12 protein-coding genes are annotated in these 14610 nt (G+C 52.0%); 4 read left to right on the top strand and 8 right to left on the bottom strand.

The annotated features are described in order from the left end of the window. Positions 1 to 150 precede the first annotated feature (150 nt). The 4 genes from gyrB to dnaA form a co-directional block, all read right to left on the bottom strand. Positions 151 to 2571 (bottom strand): DNA topoisomerase (ATP-hydrolyzing) subunit B, encoded by a 2421-nt coding sequence (gene gyrB / locus ACT3UM_RS05370; protein WP_498896788.1) that lies wholly within the window; start codon positions 2569 to 2571, stop codon positions 151 to 153. A gap of 96 nt (positions 2572 to 2667) precedes the next feature. Next, positions 2668 to 3771, bottom strand: coding sequence for a DNA replication/repair protein RecF (gene recF, locus ACT3UM_RS05375; protein ID WP_498896790.1), 1104 nt, complete (start codon positions 3769 to 3771; stop codon positions 2668 to 2670). Positions 3772 to 3891: 120 nt separating this feature from the next. Next, on the bottom strand, positions 3892 to 4995 hold the full coding sequence (dnaN, locus tag ACT3UM_RS05380) for a DNA polymerase III subunit beta (protein ID WP_035582420.1): 1104 nt from the start codon (positions 4993 to 4995) through the stop codon (positions 3892 to 3894). Between the two features lie 62 nt (positions 4996 to 5057). Further along, a complete protein-coding gene (dnaA, locus tag ACT3UM_RS05385; protein ID WP_022521029.1) occupies positions 5058 to 6524 on the bottom strand; it encodes a chromosomal replication initiator protein DnaA in 1467 nt (488 codons plus the stop codon). Positions 6525 to 7058: 534 nt separating this feature from the next. Here dnaA and rpmH point away from each other — a divergent pair. The 4 genes from rpmH to mnmE all read left to right on the top strand — a co-directional run bounded on the left by rpmH (position 7059) and on the right by mnmE (position 10901). Then, positions 7059 to 7193: a 50S ribosomal protein L34 gene (rpmH, locus tag ACT3UM_RS05390; protein ID WP_008959105.1), complete on the top strand. Its 135-nt coding sequence runs from the start codon at positions 7059 to 7061 to the stop codon at positions 7191 to 7193. Between the two features lie 13 nt (positions 7194 to 7206). After that, entirely contained in the window at positions 7207 to 7599 is a 393-nt protein-coding gene (gene rnpA, locus ACT3UM_RS05395) for a ribonuclease P protein component (RefSeq protein ID WP_498896794.1), read from the top strand. A 121-nt stretch (positions 7600 to 7720) separates the two neighbouring features. Further along, positions 7721 to 9409: a membrane protein insertase YidC gene (gene yidC / locus ACT3UM_RS05400; RefSeq protein WP_498896796.1), complete on the top strand. Its 1689-nt coding sequence runs from the start codon at positions 7721 to 7723 to the stop codon at positions 9407 to 9409. Positions 9410 to 9530: 121 nt separating this feature from the next. Beyond that, positions 9531 to 10901, top strand: coding sequence for a tRNA uridine-5-carboxymethylaminomethyl(34) synthesis GTPase MnmE (gene mnmE / locus ACT3UM_RS05405; RefSeq protein ID WP_498896798.1), 1371 nt, complete (start codon positions 9531 to 9533; stop codon positions 10899 to 10901). 20 nt (positions 10902 to 10921) lie between these two features. Here the strand turns inward: mnmE and ACT3UM_RS05410 are convergent, their stop codons facing one another. The 4 genes from ACT3UM_RS05410 to rdgB form a co-directional block, all read right to left on the bottom strand. Next, on the bottom strand, positions 10922 to 11767 hold the full coding sequence (locus tag ACT3UM_RS05410) for a 23S rRNA (adenine(2030)-N(6))-methyltransferase RlmJ (RefSeq protein ID WP_498896800.1): 846 nt from the start codon (positions 11765 to 11767) through the stop codon (positions 10922 to 10924). 90 nt (positions 11768 to 11857) lie between these two features. Next, positions 11858 to 12532, bottom strand: a complete 675-nt coding sequence (locus tag ACT3UM_RS05415) for a YiaD family glycine zipper/OmpA-like lipoprotein (RefSeq protein ID WP_498896802.1) — start codon at positions 12530 to 12532, stop codon at positions 11858 to 11860. A 47-nt stretch (positions 12533 to 12579) separates the two neighbouring features. Continuing rightward, a complete protein-coding gene (gene hemW / locus ACT3UM_RS05420; protein WP_498896804.1) occupies positions 12580 to 13764 on the bottom strand; it encodes a radical SAM family heme chaperone HemW in 1185 nt (394 codons plus the stop codon). Further along, positions 13757 to 14365, bottom strand: a complete 609-nt coding sequence (gene rdgB / locus ACT3UM_RS05425) for an RdgB/HAM1 family non-canonical purine NTP pyrophosphatase (RefSeq protein ID WP_498896806.1) — start codon at positions 14363 to 14365, stop codon at positions 13757 to 13759. The genes hemW and rdgB overlap by 8 nt, the downstream gene beginning before the upstream one ends. Between the last annotated feature and the right edge of the window lie 245 nt (positions 14366 to 14610).

The following is a 14610-nucleotide window of genomic DNA, read 5'->3' on the forward strand; positions in this document are numbered from 1 at the left end:
CTCCCCCCACAACTCTTCCTAACTATCAAGCATTAAAAAGCGCCGCAAAGGATTCCATAGCGGCGCTTTCGTAGTGACATTAAGTAATGTCGAGGTTAGGCTCGTTAAGGCAATGTTTCACGTGAAACAGCTTAACGTACGCAATCCATCTTACACATCTAGATTCGCCACCAGCGCATTGGTTTCAATAAAGTCACGGCGGGGCTCAACGTCGTCACCCATCAGGGTGTTGAACATCATGTCGGCACCCACGGCGTCTTCGATCGTTACCCGCAGCATACGGCGGCTATCGGGATCCATAGTGGTGTCCCAAAGCTGATCCGGGTTCATTTCACCCAGACCCTTATAGCGCTGTACGGACAGACCCCGCTGGCCTTCCTGCATTAGCCACGCCAGCACTTCCGAGAAGTGCGATACAGGCTTCTGCCGCTCGCCACGGGCAATAAAGGCGCCCTCTTCCAGGAAGCCATCCAGGGTTTCGCCCAGCTCAGCGATACCCCGATAGTCGGCGCTTTCAAAGAAGTCAAGGCCCCACCTGTACTCAGTCGTCACACCGTGAGCAACCAGCGAGACGGTAGGTAGGAAAAGCCCGCGCTCAGAATCTTCATGGAGATGGAAGTGGTAACGGGGTCCGCCTTCATAGGCAACCATGTCATCCATGATCTTCTGGAGTTCATCAATCCAGTTCTGCATGGTCACACGGTCTTTCAGGCTCTCTTCACCTTTCAGTGCCGAAGCATGAACGATTTGCTTAAGTACTTCATTAGGATAAACCCGCGACAAGCGATCAATCCGCTTCATCACGTTGCGGTACTGGTTCACTAACGCTTCAAGCTGTGAGCCGGAAATACCCGGCGCATTAGCGTTAACATGCAGGCCGGCACCGTCCAAGGCCGTGGTGGTTAAATAATCCACCATCGCCTGTTCATCTTTCAGGTAAAGCTCTTGCTTGCCGCGCTTAATTTTATAAAGGGGTGGTTGAGCGATGAAGATATGACCACGCTCAATCAGCTCCGGCATCTGACGGAAGAAGAACGTCAACAAAAGCGTGCGAATGTGCGAACCATCGACATCGGCATCGGTCATGATAATGACCGAGTGGTAGCGCAGCTTATCGGGGTTAAACTCTTCCCGGCCGATACCGCAACCAAGCGCGGTGATCAGCGTGCCCACTTCTGCAGAGGAGAGCATTTTATCGAAACGCGCTTTTTCAACGTTCAGGATTTTACCCTTCAGCGGCAGAATAGCCTGGGTTCGACGGTCACGCCCCTGCTTGGCACTGCCACCTGCGGAGTCACCCTCCACCAGGTATAACTCTGACTGGCTTGGGTCTTTCTCTTGGCAATCCGCTAACTTACCTGGCAAACCAGCAATATCCAACGCGCCTTTGCGACGGGTCATATCCCGCGCTTTACGGGCGGCCTCACGAGCACGCGCTGCATCCAGCATCTTATTAACGATCGCCTTGGCTTCGTTAGGCTTTTCAACAAGATACTCGGAAAACAGGCGGCTCATCTCCTGCTCAACCGCGGTCTTCACTTCGCTGGAGACCAGCTTATCTTTGGTTTGAGACGAAAACTTGGGATCCGGCACTTTGACCGAAATAATCGCGGTCAGGCCTTCACGGGCATCGTCACCGGTGGTATTGACCTTGGCCTTTTTGAGCAGGTTTTCAGCTTCAATATAGTTATTGAGCGTGCGGGTAAGACCGGCACGAAAACCAGCCAAGTGCGCGCCACCATCTCGCTGCGGAATATTATTGGTGTAGCAGAAAATATTTTCGGTGAAGGCTTCGCTCCACTGCATCGCCACCTCTACTTCAACGCCATCTTCACGCACAGCGTTAAAGTGGAATACCGGATTAATCACACTCTTATTGGTATTCAGGTGATCAACAAAGGCGCGCAAACCACCTTCGTAGTGGAACAGTTCTTCCTTACCGCTGCGCTCATCCAGCAGCCGAATGGCCACGCCGGAATTCAAAAAGGAGAGCTCCCGAAGCCGCTTGGCTAAAATATCAAAATGGAATTCGATATTACCAAACGTTTCTGGAGAAGGACGGAAATGAACGCGGGTACCGCTTTTTTCAGTTTTGCCCACGACACCTAACGGCGCCTGAGGCACGCCGTGGTGGTACATCTGCTCAAACACTTCACCTTGGCGCCAAATCGTTAAGCGCAGTTCCGCGGAAAGCGCATTGACAACAGAAACACCAACACCGTGCAAACCACCGGAAACCTTGTAGGAGTTATCGTCGAATTTACCGCCTGCGTGCAGAACCGTCATGATAACTTCAGCAGCGGAAACCCCCTCCCCTTCATGAAGCTCGGTGGGAACGCCACGGCCGTTATCGCTAACGGTGATCGACTCATCCGGGTGAATGACAACGCGAATTTCGCTGCAATGCCCCGCCAATGCCTCGTCGATGGAGTTATCCACCAATTCGAAGACCATGTGGTGCAGCCCAGTACCGTCGTCGGTGTCACCAATATACATTCCTGGTCGCTTACGTACCGCGTCCAGTCCCTTGAGCACCTTAATGCTTGATGAATCGTAAGCCTGCTCGCTCATTGACCACTCCGTCGTGAAGTCTGTCTCATCCCGTATTGTCACCCCTTCTACGCTAATTTGACCGGCTAAACCTAACACCGTTCTAACTAATCAGCGCTAGCCGGTTGGCTCTAAATGGCTGAGACCCTGCTCGGTATGTTTCACGTGAAACATCTTAACTTCGGTCTCAGGCCGCCATGTATTTCTCAACGCGGAAGGTTCGACACTGGTAATAAATGCTTGGCACTGCATATCTTCGAGTAATCCACAAAACTGATGACGATTATGTTCGTCTAGTTCCGCTGGCAAATCATCGATAAGGTAAATACAGTGCCGCTGTGCTGTTCTTTCCAGAAACCGGCCTTGGGCAAGTTTTAAAGCGCTCACCACTAATTTTTGCTGGCCTCTGGAAAGTACTTCTACCGCAGGCTGCTTGTTTATCCTAATACGTAAGTCAGCACGCTGAGGCCCTTGTTGAGTAAACCCCATCTGCTGATCGGTTAGCCGACTATCGTGTAACACCGACGCAAGCGATCGCTCTTTATCCCAACCTCTGGCGTAATGGAGCGACAAATCCGGCAAAGGTAGCAACACTTTAAGCGTCTCTTCAAAGACAGGCAGAAAGTCACTAAACCAAGCGCGGCGCAAGGTATCCATCTGTTCACCCCAAATGGCTAGCTCTTGCTCCCACACCGCCATTTCCTGAGGCTGTATTCTACCACGCCTGAGCAGTGCATTCCGATGTTTCAACGCACGTCGGGTGCGCTTCCAAATTGCTAAAAAGTCATGTTTCACGTGAAACACTCCCCAGTCGAGAAACTCACGTCGACCGGCTGGAGAACCTTCAAGCAATCGAAAGGCATCTGGGTTAATTAACTGAAGAGGCATCGCCTCTACTAACTCTGCCAACCGAGCGTTTTTATCACCCTTTAAACGCAGCTCAAGCTCTCTCTGAGCACGTAAACGGCGCACGCCCAGGGTAACCTCAGGCTCACCGCTTAAACGCCCGTAAAGCGTCATATACGGCTCATCTTTTTGGATTGCGTTCTTTAATTGACGCGTTCTGAAAGAGCGCCCCATCCCCAGAATATGTACGCCTTCCAGCAGACTGGTTTTTCCACTGCCATTAGCCCCGCTAATAACATTGATACGCGAAGAGGGGCTCATCTCAACCGACTGGAGATTACGCAACGCATGGAACTTAAGCAGTGTCAGGCTCATCCTATAGTCACCACTTACAATATCCTCGGAAAAAAGGAGCATTCAAACGTGTTAGCGGCGCTCTGTTACCAGAAGCGCCGCTAACGTGGCTTACAAATATAATGCTAAACGTCAAAAAAATTACAGGCGCATCGGCATAACAACATAGAGTGCATCACCGCCACCGGGCTCTTCAAGCAACGCACTACTATTCGGGTCAGCCAAGGTAATCTGCACGCGATCTTCATTAAGCACTGTCAGCACATCAACCAAGTAGCCAACATTAAAACCAACCTCCATCGCCCCACCATTATACTCGACGGCGATATTCTCCTCGGCTTCTTCCTGCTCCGGGTTGTTGGCCATCACTTTGAGGTTATTCTCCTCAAGATAAAGGCGTACACCACGGTACTTCTCATTAGAAAGGATAGCTGTACGTGAAAGCACTTGGCGAAGTGCTGCGCGTTCGGCAATCAATACTTTGTCGCCATTGCGCGGCACTACACGCTCATAGTCAGGGAATTTACCGTCGATTAGCTTTGAGGTGAAGGTAAAATCACCTGTATGGGCACGCACATGGCTAGAACCGAGCGTTAGGCTGACAGGCTCATCGCTATCGTCCAACAAGCGCGACAGTTCTAAAATACCCTTACGCGGCACAATCAGCTTTTGAGACTGGCTGACGGTGACTTCGATTGGACGTGAACACATCGCCAATCGATGACCATCCGTTGCTACGGTGCGTAACAGGTTGCTTTGAATTTCCAGCAGCATACCGTTGAGGTAATAACGCACATCCTGCTGCGCCATGGCAAACGAGGTGGCTTCAATCAAATGCTTTAGCGTACCGCGGGGTACGCTAATCTCCTGGCTGCCATCTGCATCTTCGATATTGGGAAATTCAGCAACGGGAAGTGTCGATAGGGTAAAACGCGAACGACCACTGCGAAGTACTGCACGCCCCTCTTCAACGGCAAGTTGAATATCAGACTGATCGGGCAGCGATTTACAAATATCCATCAGCTTACGCGCAGGGACTGTCGCGGATCCCGCCTCATCGACTTGGCTGGCCACAGTGCGGCCAACGAGCTCAACTTCTAAATCAGTGCCGGTAAGTGACACCTGGTCACCCTCTACCTGAATCAGCACATTAGAAAGTACAGGTAACGTTTGGCGGCGCTCAACTACACCAGCGACCAGAGTCAGCGGACGTAACAGCGCCTCTCGGGAAATCGAAAATTTCATCAATACTCCGGTTCTATATCCTGAAAGACCTGCGCGTGACAGGCCCGTGTTCCATGGGATGATTAACTGGTCAACAGGCGCAGTAAATTCTTGTAGTCCTCACGAATATCCGCGCTCTCTTCCTGCAATGATTTCACTTTTCGACAAGCGTGCAAGACCGTTGTATGGTCACGTCCGCCAAAGGCATCGCCAATCTCCGGCAAGCTGTGATTGGTTAGCTCCTTAGCAAGCGCCATCGCCACCTGACGAGGCCGGGCAACTGAGCGCGAGCGGCGCTTGGAAAGCAGATCCGCCACCTTGATCTTGTAATATTCGGCCACCGTGCGCTGAATATTATCAACCCCTACCTGCTTATCCTGAAGCGCTAACAGATCTTTCAGTGATTCACGAATAAAGTCTTGGGTAATGGTTTTACCCATGAAGTGCGAATCAGCAATGACTTTTTTCAATGCGCCTTCCAATTCGCGCACGTTGGAGCGAATTTTCTGAGCAATAAAGAACGCCGCGTCGTGAGGCAAATCGACCTTAGCTTGGTCAGCCTTTTTCATCAAGATAGCCACGCGGGTTTCAAGCTCCGGCGGTTCAATCGCTACCGTGAGCCCCCAACCAAAGCGTGATTTAAGACGCTCCTCTACCCCACTGATCTCTTTAGGATAACGATCAGAGGTCAGGATCATTTGCTGACCACCTTCTAATAACGCATTGAAGGTATGAAAAAACTCTTCTTGAGAGCGCTCTTTTCCAGCAAAAAACTGAATGTCATCAATAAGTAACGCATCAACACTGCGATAAAAACGCTTAAAATCATTAATCGCATTAAGCTGGAGCGCTTTGACCATATCGGCGACAAACCGCTCTGAGTGCAGGTATACCACCCGGGCGTTTTCACGCCGGGTTGCCAAAGCGTTCCCCACTGCATGCATTAAGTGGGTTTTACCCAAGCCTACGCCGCCGTATAAAAACAAGGGGTTATAAGCGCCACCAGGGTTTTCAGATACCTGACGGGAGGCAGCACGAGCCAACTGGTTAGACTTACCTTCCACGAACGTATCGAAAGTAAAATTCGGATTGAGCCCGCTGCCATGTTTCAGACTGCCTTCTACCTGTACCTGACGTTCATTATTACGCCGACTCGGCGCTTCATCGCGCAGCCTATCGATTTCACGCTCATCGGCAATATCGCCGCGTGGCGGCGTATGTACCGCTGGCGATGCTGGCCGCGACGGCGAAGCCGATACAGGATTACCTAAATCACGATGCTGAGGGGCCTGGGCTGCCAAACGGCGACTACCCACCGTCAGGCTGACCTTTGGCGGCTTGGCCGGTGCGAGTTCACGCATCAGCTCACTAATCCGCTTGGCATACTTATCGCTCACCCAATCGCGCACAAAGCGATTCGGCGCCAATAAGCGCAGCTCGTTGGACTCTCCTTCTTCTGCCTGCAGCGGGCGTATCCAGGTATTGAACTGCTGTGAATTCAGCTCATCCTGCAGGTTGTCCAGGCACTGTTGCCAAAGCGTCAGTGACACTCATCTCACCATCGGTTGAAAACGGCCGACCATTGTAGCGCCCAAAGCCGCGGTTATCCACACGGGTTTCACCCTCAATATTGGCCTGTGGACAACTTGCAATGAGCCTATGGGAAAACCTTGTGGAGGGATGGGGATAATCGTAAAAAGTACACCTTACACAACGCTTAATCACATCTAACCAACACCTTGTTGACCGCTTATACGGGACTTACACACAGATTTTTTATTGCTATATCCTATTGAAAGATAATTAATTTAATCACTTATCCACAAATAGTATCCCCACTATTAATAACAACAGGTTTAGAACTACCTATTAGTAATAATAGTGACTTCATTGATGGCTAACCTGACTGTATCGAACAAGCTGCCGGTGGTGTGATAAGGCTTTTTATGCAAGGAAAAATTGCACCCAGCAGAGGAAGTCTCTACAATTTCCGGTCTTGAATTGAATCTCCCCGGCTAGTTCCTCACTGGACCGGGCTTTTTGGAATTCACTTTCCGTCCTAAACCACGTGGGAATAACGAGTTATGAAACGCACTTTTCAACCTAGCGTTCTCAAGCGCAAGCGCGCGCATGGCTTCCGTGCTCGTATGGCAACCAAAAACGGTCGCGCCGTCCTCGCACGTCGCCGTGCCAAGGGCCGCAAGCGTCTGAGCGCCTGATCTCGGATTGCGTGTGCCGCAGCAAGGCTTTCCCCGGCAGTTACGGTTACTAAATGCTGGGGATTTTAGTCACGTGTTTGAGCAAGCCGACCTGAAAGTGCATGGCAAAGGTATGATGGCGTTAGTTCGCTTGAGTACTCGGGGACATCCTCGCCTTGGACTGGTGGTCAGCAAAAAAAATGTTAAACGCGCCGTAGATCGCAACCGTTTCAAGCGTCTGGTTCGAGAATCCGTTCGCCTTCGTCAACATCACTTGCCCTCTGTGGATATAGTAGTGCTTGCTCGACGCGGCGTTCAGGATATCGATAACGACACATTGCATCGCCAGTTACACGGCATGTGGAAGCGACTTCAGCGTGACGCACAGGCGGTGATCGCAGCACCAACGCCTAAGCGTGACACGTGACCTTTGGTGCACCTCTCGCCGCTCGACCTCGGCCTGCCAACTGGCAGGCTTTCGTGTGTCAAGAGTCGAGTAAATGACACTGCGCCATTAGCATGTTCACCACCCAGCGGGCAGAACCCTCATGGACGTAAAACGACTTTTATTACTGATTCCACTAGCCGTACTCGCCTACTTGCTAGTCGTCCAGTGGAATCAGGATTATGGGCAACCGAATTACGATTCAGTGCCTGATATAACTCAACGCAGCGATTCAGCGTCTCCCAGCAATGGGGATGAGCAAGAGGGCGGCTTAGCGGTTCCGAGCACGCCTTCATCGCAAAACGCCGTTGGCGAAGGTATTCCTGATACCGAAAGCGAGACATCAAGCCGCGACTTTATTGCGGTTACTACCGATGTCCTCGACGTACGCATTGATCCACACGGGGGCGATATTGTTTATGCCGCGTTACCCCAGCACAAACTATCCCTCGATTCAGACCGCAACTATGTGCTGTTATCCGATAACAACAGCCGTAGCTACGTGGCTCGATCAGGTCTACAGCTTGATGGTCAAGCCAGTCGTATCACTTTCACACCGCAAAACTCAGAGTATCGTTTAGGCGATAACGATGACGAGCTAACGATTGACCTAACCGCCGATGTTAACGGCGTTGAAGTGATTAAGCGTCTCACCTTTGAGCGCGGTAGCTATGCGGTCAACGTCAATTACTACCTAGCCAATAACACTGACGCACCGGTTAGTGCGCGGTTTATTGGTCAGTTGGTACGCGACAATAGTCCTGACCCGTCAAGCGGTGTCTCGATGGGGATGAAATCCTATTTGGGCGCCGCTTACTCAACGCCAGATGCGCGCTATGAGAAGATCGACTTTGAGGATATTCAAGGCAGCAACTTTGAAAATCGTGAAGCGCAAGGCGGCTGGATAGCCATCATTCAGCACTACTTTGTGTCGGCATGGGCGCCCCAGCAGGATCAGCAGAACCTTTACTACGTCTCCACAGACTCCAGCGACCGTAACGTAGTTGCCTTTGCAAGCCCCACCAGCACCGTTGCCGCTGATAGTGAAGCGACGCTGGGCGCCACCCTCTACATGGGCCCAAAAGTGCAGGATTACTTGGAGCAAGTCGCGCCTAACCTACAATTAACCGTGGATTATGGCTGGCTGTGGTTTATTGCTAACCCTCTGTTTTGGCTGTTGGATCACATCCATGACATCGTCGGTAACTGGGGTTGGTCGATTGTTCTACTGACCGTACTGGTCAAGACGGTGCTATTCCCGCTTTCCGCCAAAGCTTACAAATCCATGGGTCGGATGCGTAAACTCGGCCCGGAAATGCAGCGGCTGAAAGAGATGTATGGCGACGATCGGCAAAAAATGTCCCAAGAGATGATGAAGTTCTACCAGAAGGAGAAGATTAATCCGCTGGGGGGCTGTCTACCTATTGTGATTCAAATGCCCGTCTTCATCGCGCTCTACTGGATGCTGCTGGAATCGGTTGAGCTTCGCCACGCACCGTTTATTTTCTGGATTCAGGATCTATCGGTGAAGGACCCGTACTTCATTCTGCCGATTCTGATGGGCATTTCGATGTTCGTTCAGCAGATGCTAAACCCGACACCGCCAGATCCTATGCAGGCGAAGATCATGAAGATGCTGCCCATCATCTTTACGTTCTTCTTCCTGTGGTTCCCAGCGGGTCTGGTTATCTACTGGGTGGTTAACAACATTATTTCGGTGGCGCAGCAGTACTACATTACGCGCAAAATCGAAAACGACCCAAGCATCGGCAAAGGCATGAAAACCAAATAAGTCCGCCGTTTGAGCAATACCTTCAGACCCCCGCCTCGAGCGGGGGTCTGGCGTTTTAAGACCGAAAAATTCACACTAGGCTGATCCATTTCGCACCTGCCAATTTAAAAAGAGATTCACCATGGCCGAACGCCTTTATACCCCTGACACCATTGCGGCGCTGGCAACCCCTCCTGGGCGCGGCGGGGTAGGCATTATCCGCGTTTCAGGCCCTGCCTGCCGCGAGATCGCTGAAGCCATAGTTGGGCATTGCCCTACCCCGCGATTCGCTCACTACGGCCCCTTCCAGGGTGCTGAAGGCAGCATTGATGAAGGTATCGCGCTGTTCTTTAATGGCCCGCACTCGTTTACCGGTGAAGACGTACTGGAACTCCAGGGGCACGGCGGCCCGATCATCATGGATATGCTCTTAGAGCGCTGTGTGGCCCTGGGAGCCCGCCTAGCACGGCCGGGGGAGTTTTCCGAGCGGGCGTTTTTAAACGATAAGCTCGATCTGACCCAGGCGGAAGCCATCGCAGACCTCATTGATGCCACCTCACGCTCAGCAGCAGAAAACGCCGTACGCTCATTACAGGGCGAATTCTCGAAGCGCGTCTCTGCACTGGTGGAGCGGCTGATCGAACTACGCGTCTACGTAGAAGCGGCAATCGACTTCCCCGAAGAGGAGATCGACTTTCTAGCCGACGGCCATGTGGCTCAGCATTTAAGCAGCGTCCAGCAAGCGCTGAGTGACGTACGCCAGGCCGCAGGCCAAGGTGCGCTGCTGCGCGAAGGAATGAGCGTGGTCATCGCAGGAAGACCTAATGCAGGTAAGTCGAGCCTGCTTAATGCGCTGACCGAACAAGATACCGCCATTGTCACGGATATCGCTGGCACGACCAGGGATGTACTCCGCGAACATATCCATATCGACGGTATGCCGCTGCATATTATCGATACTGCTGGGCTGCGCGATACGCCCGATGCAGTTGAGAAAATAGGTGTCGCCCGGGCATGGGCCGAGATAGAGAAAGCCGATCGGGTACTGCTACTGGTAGATGCCAGCACCACTGCCTCCACCGACCCGATGGCCATCTGGCCAGAGTTCGTTGCTCGCTTGCCTGACCAGGCACGTTTAACCCTGGTGCGGAATAAAATCGATACCAGTGCCGAACCGGCGGGCATTGATTTATCCACAACTCCGCCAACGCTACGCTTATCCGCCAAAACCGGGATGGGTGTGGATAACTTAAAAACTCACCTGAAAGACGTGATGGGCTTTGCCGCCACCACTGAGGGCCGCTTCTCAGCCCGCCGACGGCATCTGGACGCCCTAGATCGCGCCATGGCAGCCCTTGATACCGGTCGTGCCCAGCTTGATGGCTATGGCGCAGGAGAACTGCTGGCGGAAGATTTGCGCGACGCTCAACAGGCCTTAGGCGAGATCACCGGCGAATTCAGTGCCGATGATTTATTGGGTGAGATCTTTGGCAGTTTTTGTATCGGGAAGTAATAGAATGCCCCGATAAACCACTACTCCCCCACCCACCAATCCGCCTGGTAGCGGCTATCGGCGCCAAGCAGTGGGCAAATCTCCGCCATCGCAGTTGCCAAACGTTGATCCAACCCCCAGGGCGGATTAACCACCAGCATACCGCTACCGAACATGCCGTGAGCCTGCTCTCCAGGTTCGCGCAGCAGCAGTTCGCTACGCCATATTTTGCTTACGCCGCTCTCTCTTAAGGCGGACAATAGCGTGTGATGGTGACCAGAAGGCAGCAACGGATACCAAATCAATACCACCCCGTGTCGCGCTTTCTCCAGCGTATAAACCACTGTTTCGGCAACTTCTTGATACTCCACTTTCCGCTCGTAGCTGGGGTCGATCAGCACACATAGCCGCGGCGATGTGACGGGCAGCATCCCCATTAGCCCCATCAGCCCATCACCAAACACGCGCTGCGCTTGCGGCGATAACCCTTGACCGCTTAGCTGCTCATGCTCACCGGGATGCAGTTCAAACAGCCGCAGATGATCCTGCTTACGCAATGAATGGCTCAACCACCAGGGAGATCCCGGGTAATGGGTCAGTGTCTCTGGCGTAGGTTGAGCGCTTGTTAGCGCGGCTTGCCACATGCTTAGCAGCTCATCGCTAAACCCAGCGCAGGCTTGCCAAAGCGGCCATATACCTTCGCGATACTCTTGCAAGCGCTGTGTCTCTTGAGCATCCAGAGGATAGAGCCCTCGCCCCGCATGAGTATCAATATATGTAATAGCGGTTTTTTTACGTAATAGATAATCAATTACCGCGTAAAGCGTTAGATGTTTATGTACATCCGCAAAATTACCGGCATGGTAAGCATGTTGATAAGACAGCATGGAGACTCATCGGCAAGTGAATGAAAAAAAGCCCGCTATGAGAGCATAGCGGGCTTGAGTGTGCATTAGCTAGGTTAAGACAATCATGTATTAACGCTGGCCATCGCCGGTCGGTGTTAGGGTAATTTCTACCCGCCGATTCTGAGCGCGGCCCTGCTCATTGTCATTACTGGCAACTGGCTGGTTAGCGCCATATCCAGTGGTATTAAGCCGCATAGATGAAACTCCGTTTTGGGTTAAGTAACTGCCCACAGCTTGCGCACGACGCTCAGATAAGCGCTGGTTATAGCTCGCATCCCCAGTGCTATCGGTGTGGCCTGCAATATTGACGCGTGTGTCTTGGTACTCGGTAAGCACATTAGCGACTTCGTTAAGAGAGCTACGCGCCTCACTGGTCAGATCGGCTGAGTCAAAACCAAAAGTAACACCGCTCGGCATATTGAGCACGATGTCGTCGCCGCGGCGATCGATCTCAATGCGTGAGCCTTGCAGGTTGTCACGCAGCTGCTGCTCTTGGCGATCCATATAAACACCAATGCCAGCACCCGCTGCAGCACCTACAGCGGCGCCGATCAATGCACGGTCGCGGCGGCTAGTGCTACCATCGCCAGAAAGCGCACCAGCCGCGGCACCAACGGCGGCACCAATACCAGTACCCATCGCGGTGCTAGAGCGCTGCGTTTGGCCACCGTAGGGGTCCGATGTAGCGCAACCGGCCAGAAGGATAGCGGCCGCTAACGGTGTCAGTAGTCGAGAAATACGCATCACTCACTCCTTGTTTGTGTTCGGGACATCTTTTTATTTATTACTGGTCAATCTTCACTAATTAAAGCCAGCAACTCATTCAAGAATAATAGACCTTGAGGGGATGCACGCAGTTTTTCAGGCATTTGCATCAAAAGTCCTTTTTTCTCGGCGGATTGTAAACGCGTAAGTAACATTGCAGGAGCCTGGCCGGTGTTGGTCTTCCATGTATCCAAAACAACCCCGTCGGTGAGTCGTAGCGCATTCATGGCAAACTCCAACGGAAGCTCATCCAATTCTATCGGCTGCTTACCGGCAATAAAGCCACGCAGATCATCCCTGCGCTTTAGATAAGCGTCCGGCTGGCGGGTTTTCCAGCGCCGTTCAATGTGCCACTGCCCATTTGAATCAATACGGCTAAGCTTGCCATGCGCACCAGCGCCAATCCCCAGGTAGTCACCAAACTGCCAATAGTTAAGGTTATGCCTACTCTGATGATCAGCGCGGGCGTAAGCCGAAATTTCATAACGCATGAACCCGGCATCTTCCAGGAGTTGATGACCATTGTCCTGGATATCCCAAAGTGCCTCTTCTTCAGGCAACGCCGGTGGGTGGGAGTGAAAGGCCGTATTCGGCTCAAGGGTCAACTGGTACCAAGAGAGGTGTTCAGGTGCCAATGCCAGCGCTTGAGTAATATCATCCATCGCCAATTGGGGCGTTTGGCCGGGTAAGCCGTGCATCAGGTCAATATTAATGTTGCTAAACCCCGCCTGGCGCGCCTGGGCTACCGCAGTGATGGCTTCGTCACCGCTATGAATCCGCCCCAGGGCATCCAATTGATCGGGCTGAAAACTTTGAATCCCCAGCGAGAGACGGTTAATCCCTGCTTTCCGGTAACCGATGAAACGCGCTTGCTCGGTGGTACCTGGATTCGCTTCCAAGGTAATCTCTATATCATGCGCGAAGGGTAAACGGGCTTTGATCTCTTTCAATAATTGGTCATAAAACGCGGGCGAGAGCAAGCTAGGTGTCCCACCGCCTATAAAGATAGTCTGGATTTCTCGCCCAGCCGATAAGGCAAGGTCTCCATCCAGGTCTTGTAACAACGCATCAAGATAAGCGGCTTCAGGTAAATCCCGTGGCGTAAAACCGTGCGTCCCCGGCTCATGAGAATTGAAATCACAGTACGGGCATTTACGCACACACCACGGCGTGTGGATATAGAGAGAAAGCAGCGGCAGCGTATCAGCCATGCGCCACCTTCAGTAACTCCACCAAGCCTTGCAGCGCACGTCCTCGGTGACTAAGACGATTTTTACTTTCGCTAGGTAGCTCTGCAACGCTCATACCCTGATCAGGTAACCAGAACAGCGGATCATAGCCGAACCCCCCTTCTCCTCTCGGGTGGGCGAGAATCTCGCCTTCCCAACTGCGTTGCACAATGACCGGCACGGGATCTTTCGGGTGGCGCAAATAGACCAGCACGCACCAGTAACGGCCACTACGTTGCCCTTCAGCACAGTCGCTTAGTGCGGTTAACAACGTATGATTATTTTTCTCATCGCTTCTGGGCTCACCACCATACCGAGCTGAATAGATACCGGGTTCACCGTTCAGCGCGTCCACTTCAAGTCCAGAATCATCAGCTAATGCTGGTAATCCACTAATGAAGCTCGCTTCACGCGCTTTCAATAGCGCATTTTCGACGAAGGTAAGCCCTGTCTCTTCCACATCCGTGACACCAAAATCCGCCTGGGGGCGAACATCAAACCCCAAAGGTGAAAGTAACTGATTGAACTCTCTTAATTTTCCTGCATTGCCACTGGCAAGAACAAGGGTATTGACGGCGGCCATGGTACGCACTCCAAAAAGTGGAACCTCAGTTTACGCGCTCGTTGACGGTATCAAAAGCCGTCAAAATGTTACACGACGTACCTAACAAAATATTTAATAAATATTTTACTAATTAAATAAAAACAAATGTTTGGAAAAATATCGCCCTGCCTCGATTGTTTTTATCACATTTTTAATAACAAATCTTTACGAAAAGTATCTTATAGTAAACACTTCATGGGTTACTTGCTCACTCTTTCTTCCCA

It is taken from the genome of Halomonas sp. AOP13-D3-9 (genome assembly GCF_052379125.1).
Lineage (GTDB): Bacteria > Pseudomonadota > Gammaproteobacteria > Pseudomonadales > Halomonadaceae > Vreelandella.

Coding starts and splice junctions, on each gene's coding strand:
- yidC (WP_498896796.1), top strand. CDS start 7,721: ATGGACGTAAAACGACTTTTATTACTGATTCCACTAGCCGTACTCGCC.
- rpmH (WP_008959105.1), top strand. CDS start 7,059: ATGAAACGCACTTTTCAACCTAGCGTTCTCAAGCGCAAGCGCGCGCAT.
- rdgB (WP_498896806.1), bottom strand. CDS start 14,365: ATGGCCGCCGTCAATACCCTTGTTCTTGCCAGTGGCAATGCAGGAAAA.
- ACT3UM_RS05410 (WP_498896800.1), bottom strand. CDS start 11,767: ATGCTGTCTTATCAACATGCTTACCATGCCGGTAATTTTGCGGATGTA.
- ACT3UM_RS05415 (WP_498896802.1), bottom strand. CDS start 12,532: ATGCGTATTTCTCGACTACTGACACCGTTAGCGGCCGCTATCCTTCTG.
- gyrB (WP_498896788.1), bottom strand. CDS start 2,571: ATGAGCGAGCAGGCTTACGATTCATCAAGCATTAAGGTGCTCAAGGGA.
- dnaN (WP_035582420.1), bottom strand. CDS start 4,995: ATGAAATTTTCGATTTCCCGAGAGGCGCTGTTACGTCCGCTGACTCTG.
- hemW (WP_498896804.1), bottom strand. CDS start 13,764: ATGGCTGATACGCTGCCGCTGCTTTCTCTCTATATCCACACGCCGTGG.
- recF (WP_498896790.1), bottom strand. CDS start 3,771: ATGAGCCTGACACTGCTTAAGTTCCATGCGTTGCGTAATCTCCAGTCG.
- mnmE (WP_498896798.1), top strand. CDS start 9,531: ATGGCCGAACGCCTTTATACCCCTGACACCATTGCGGCGCTGGCAACC.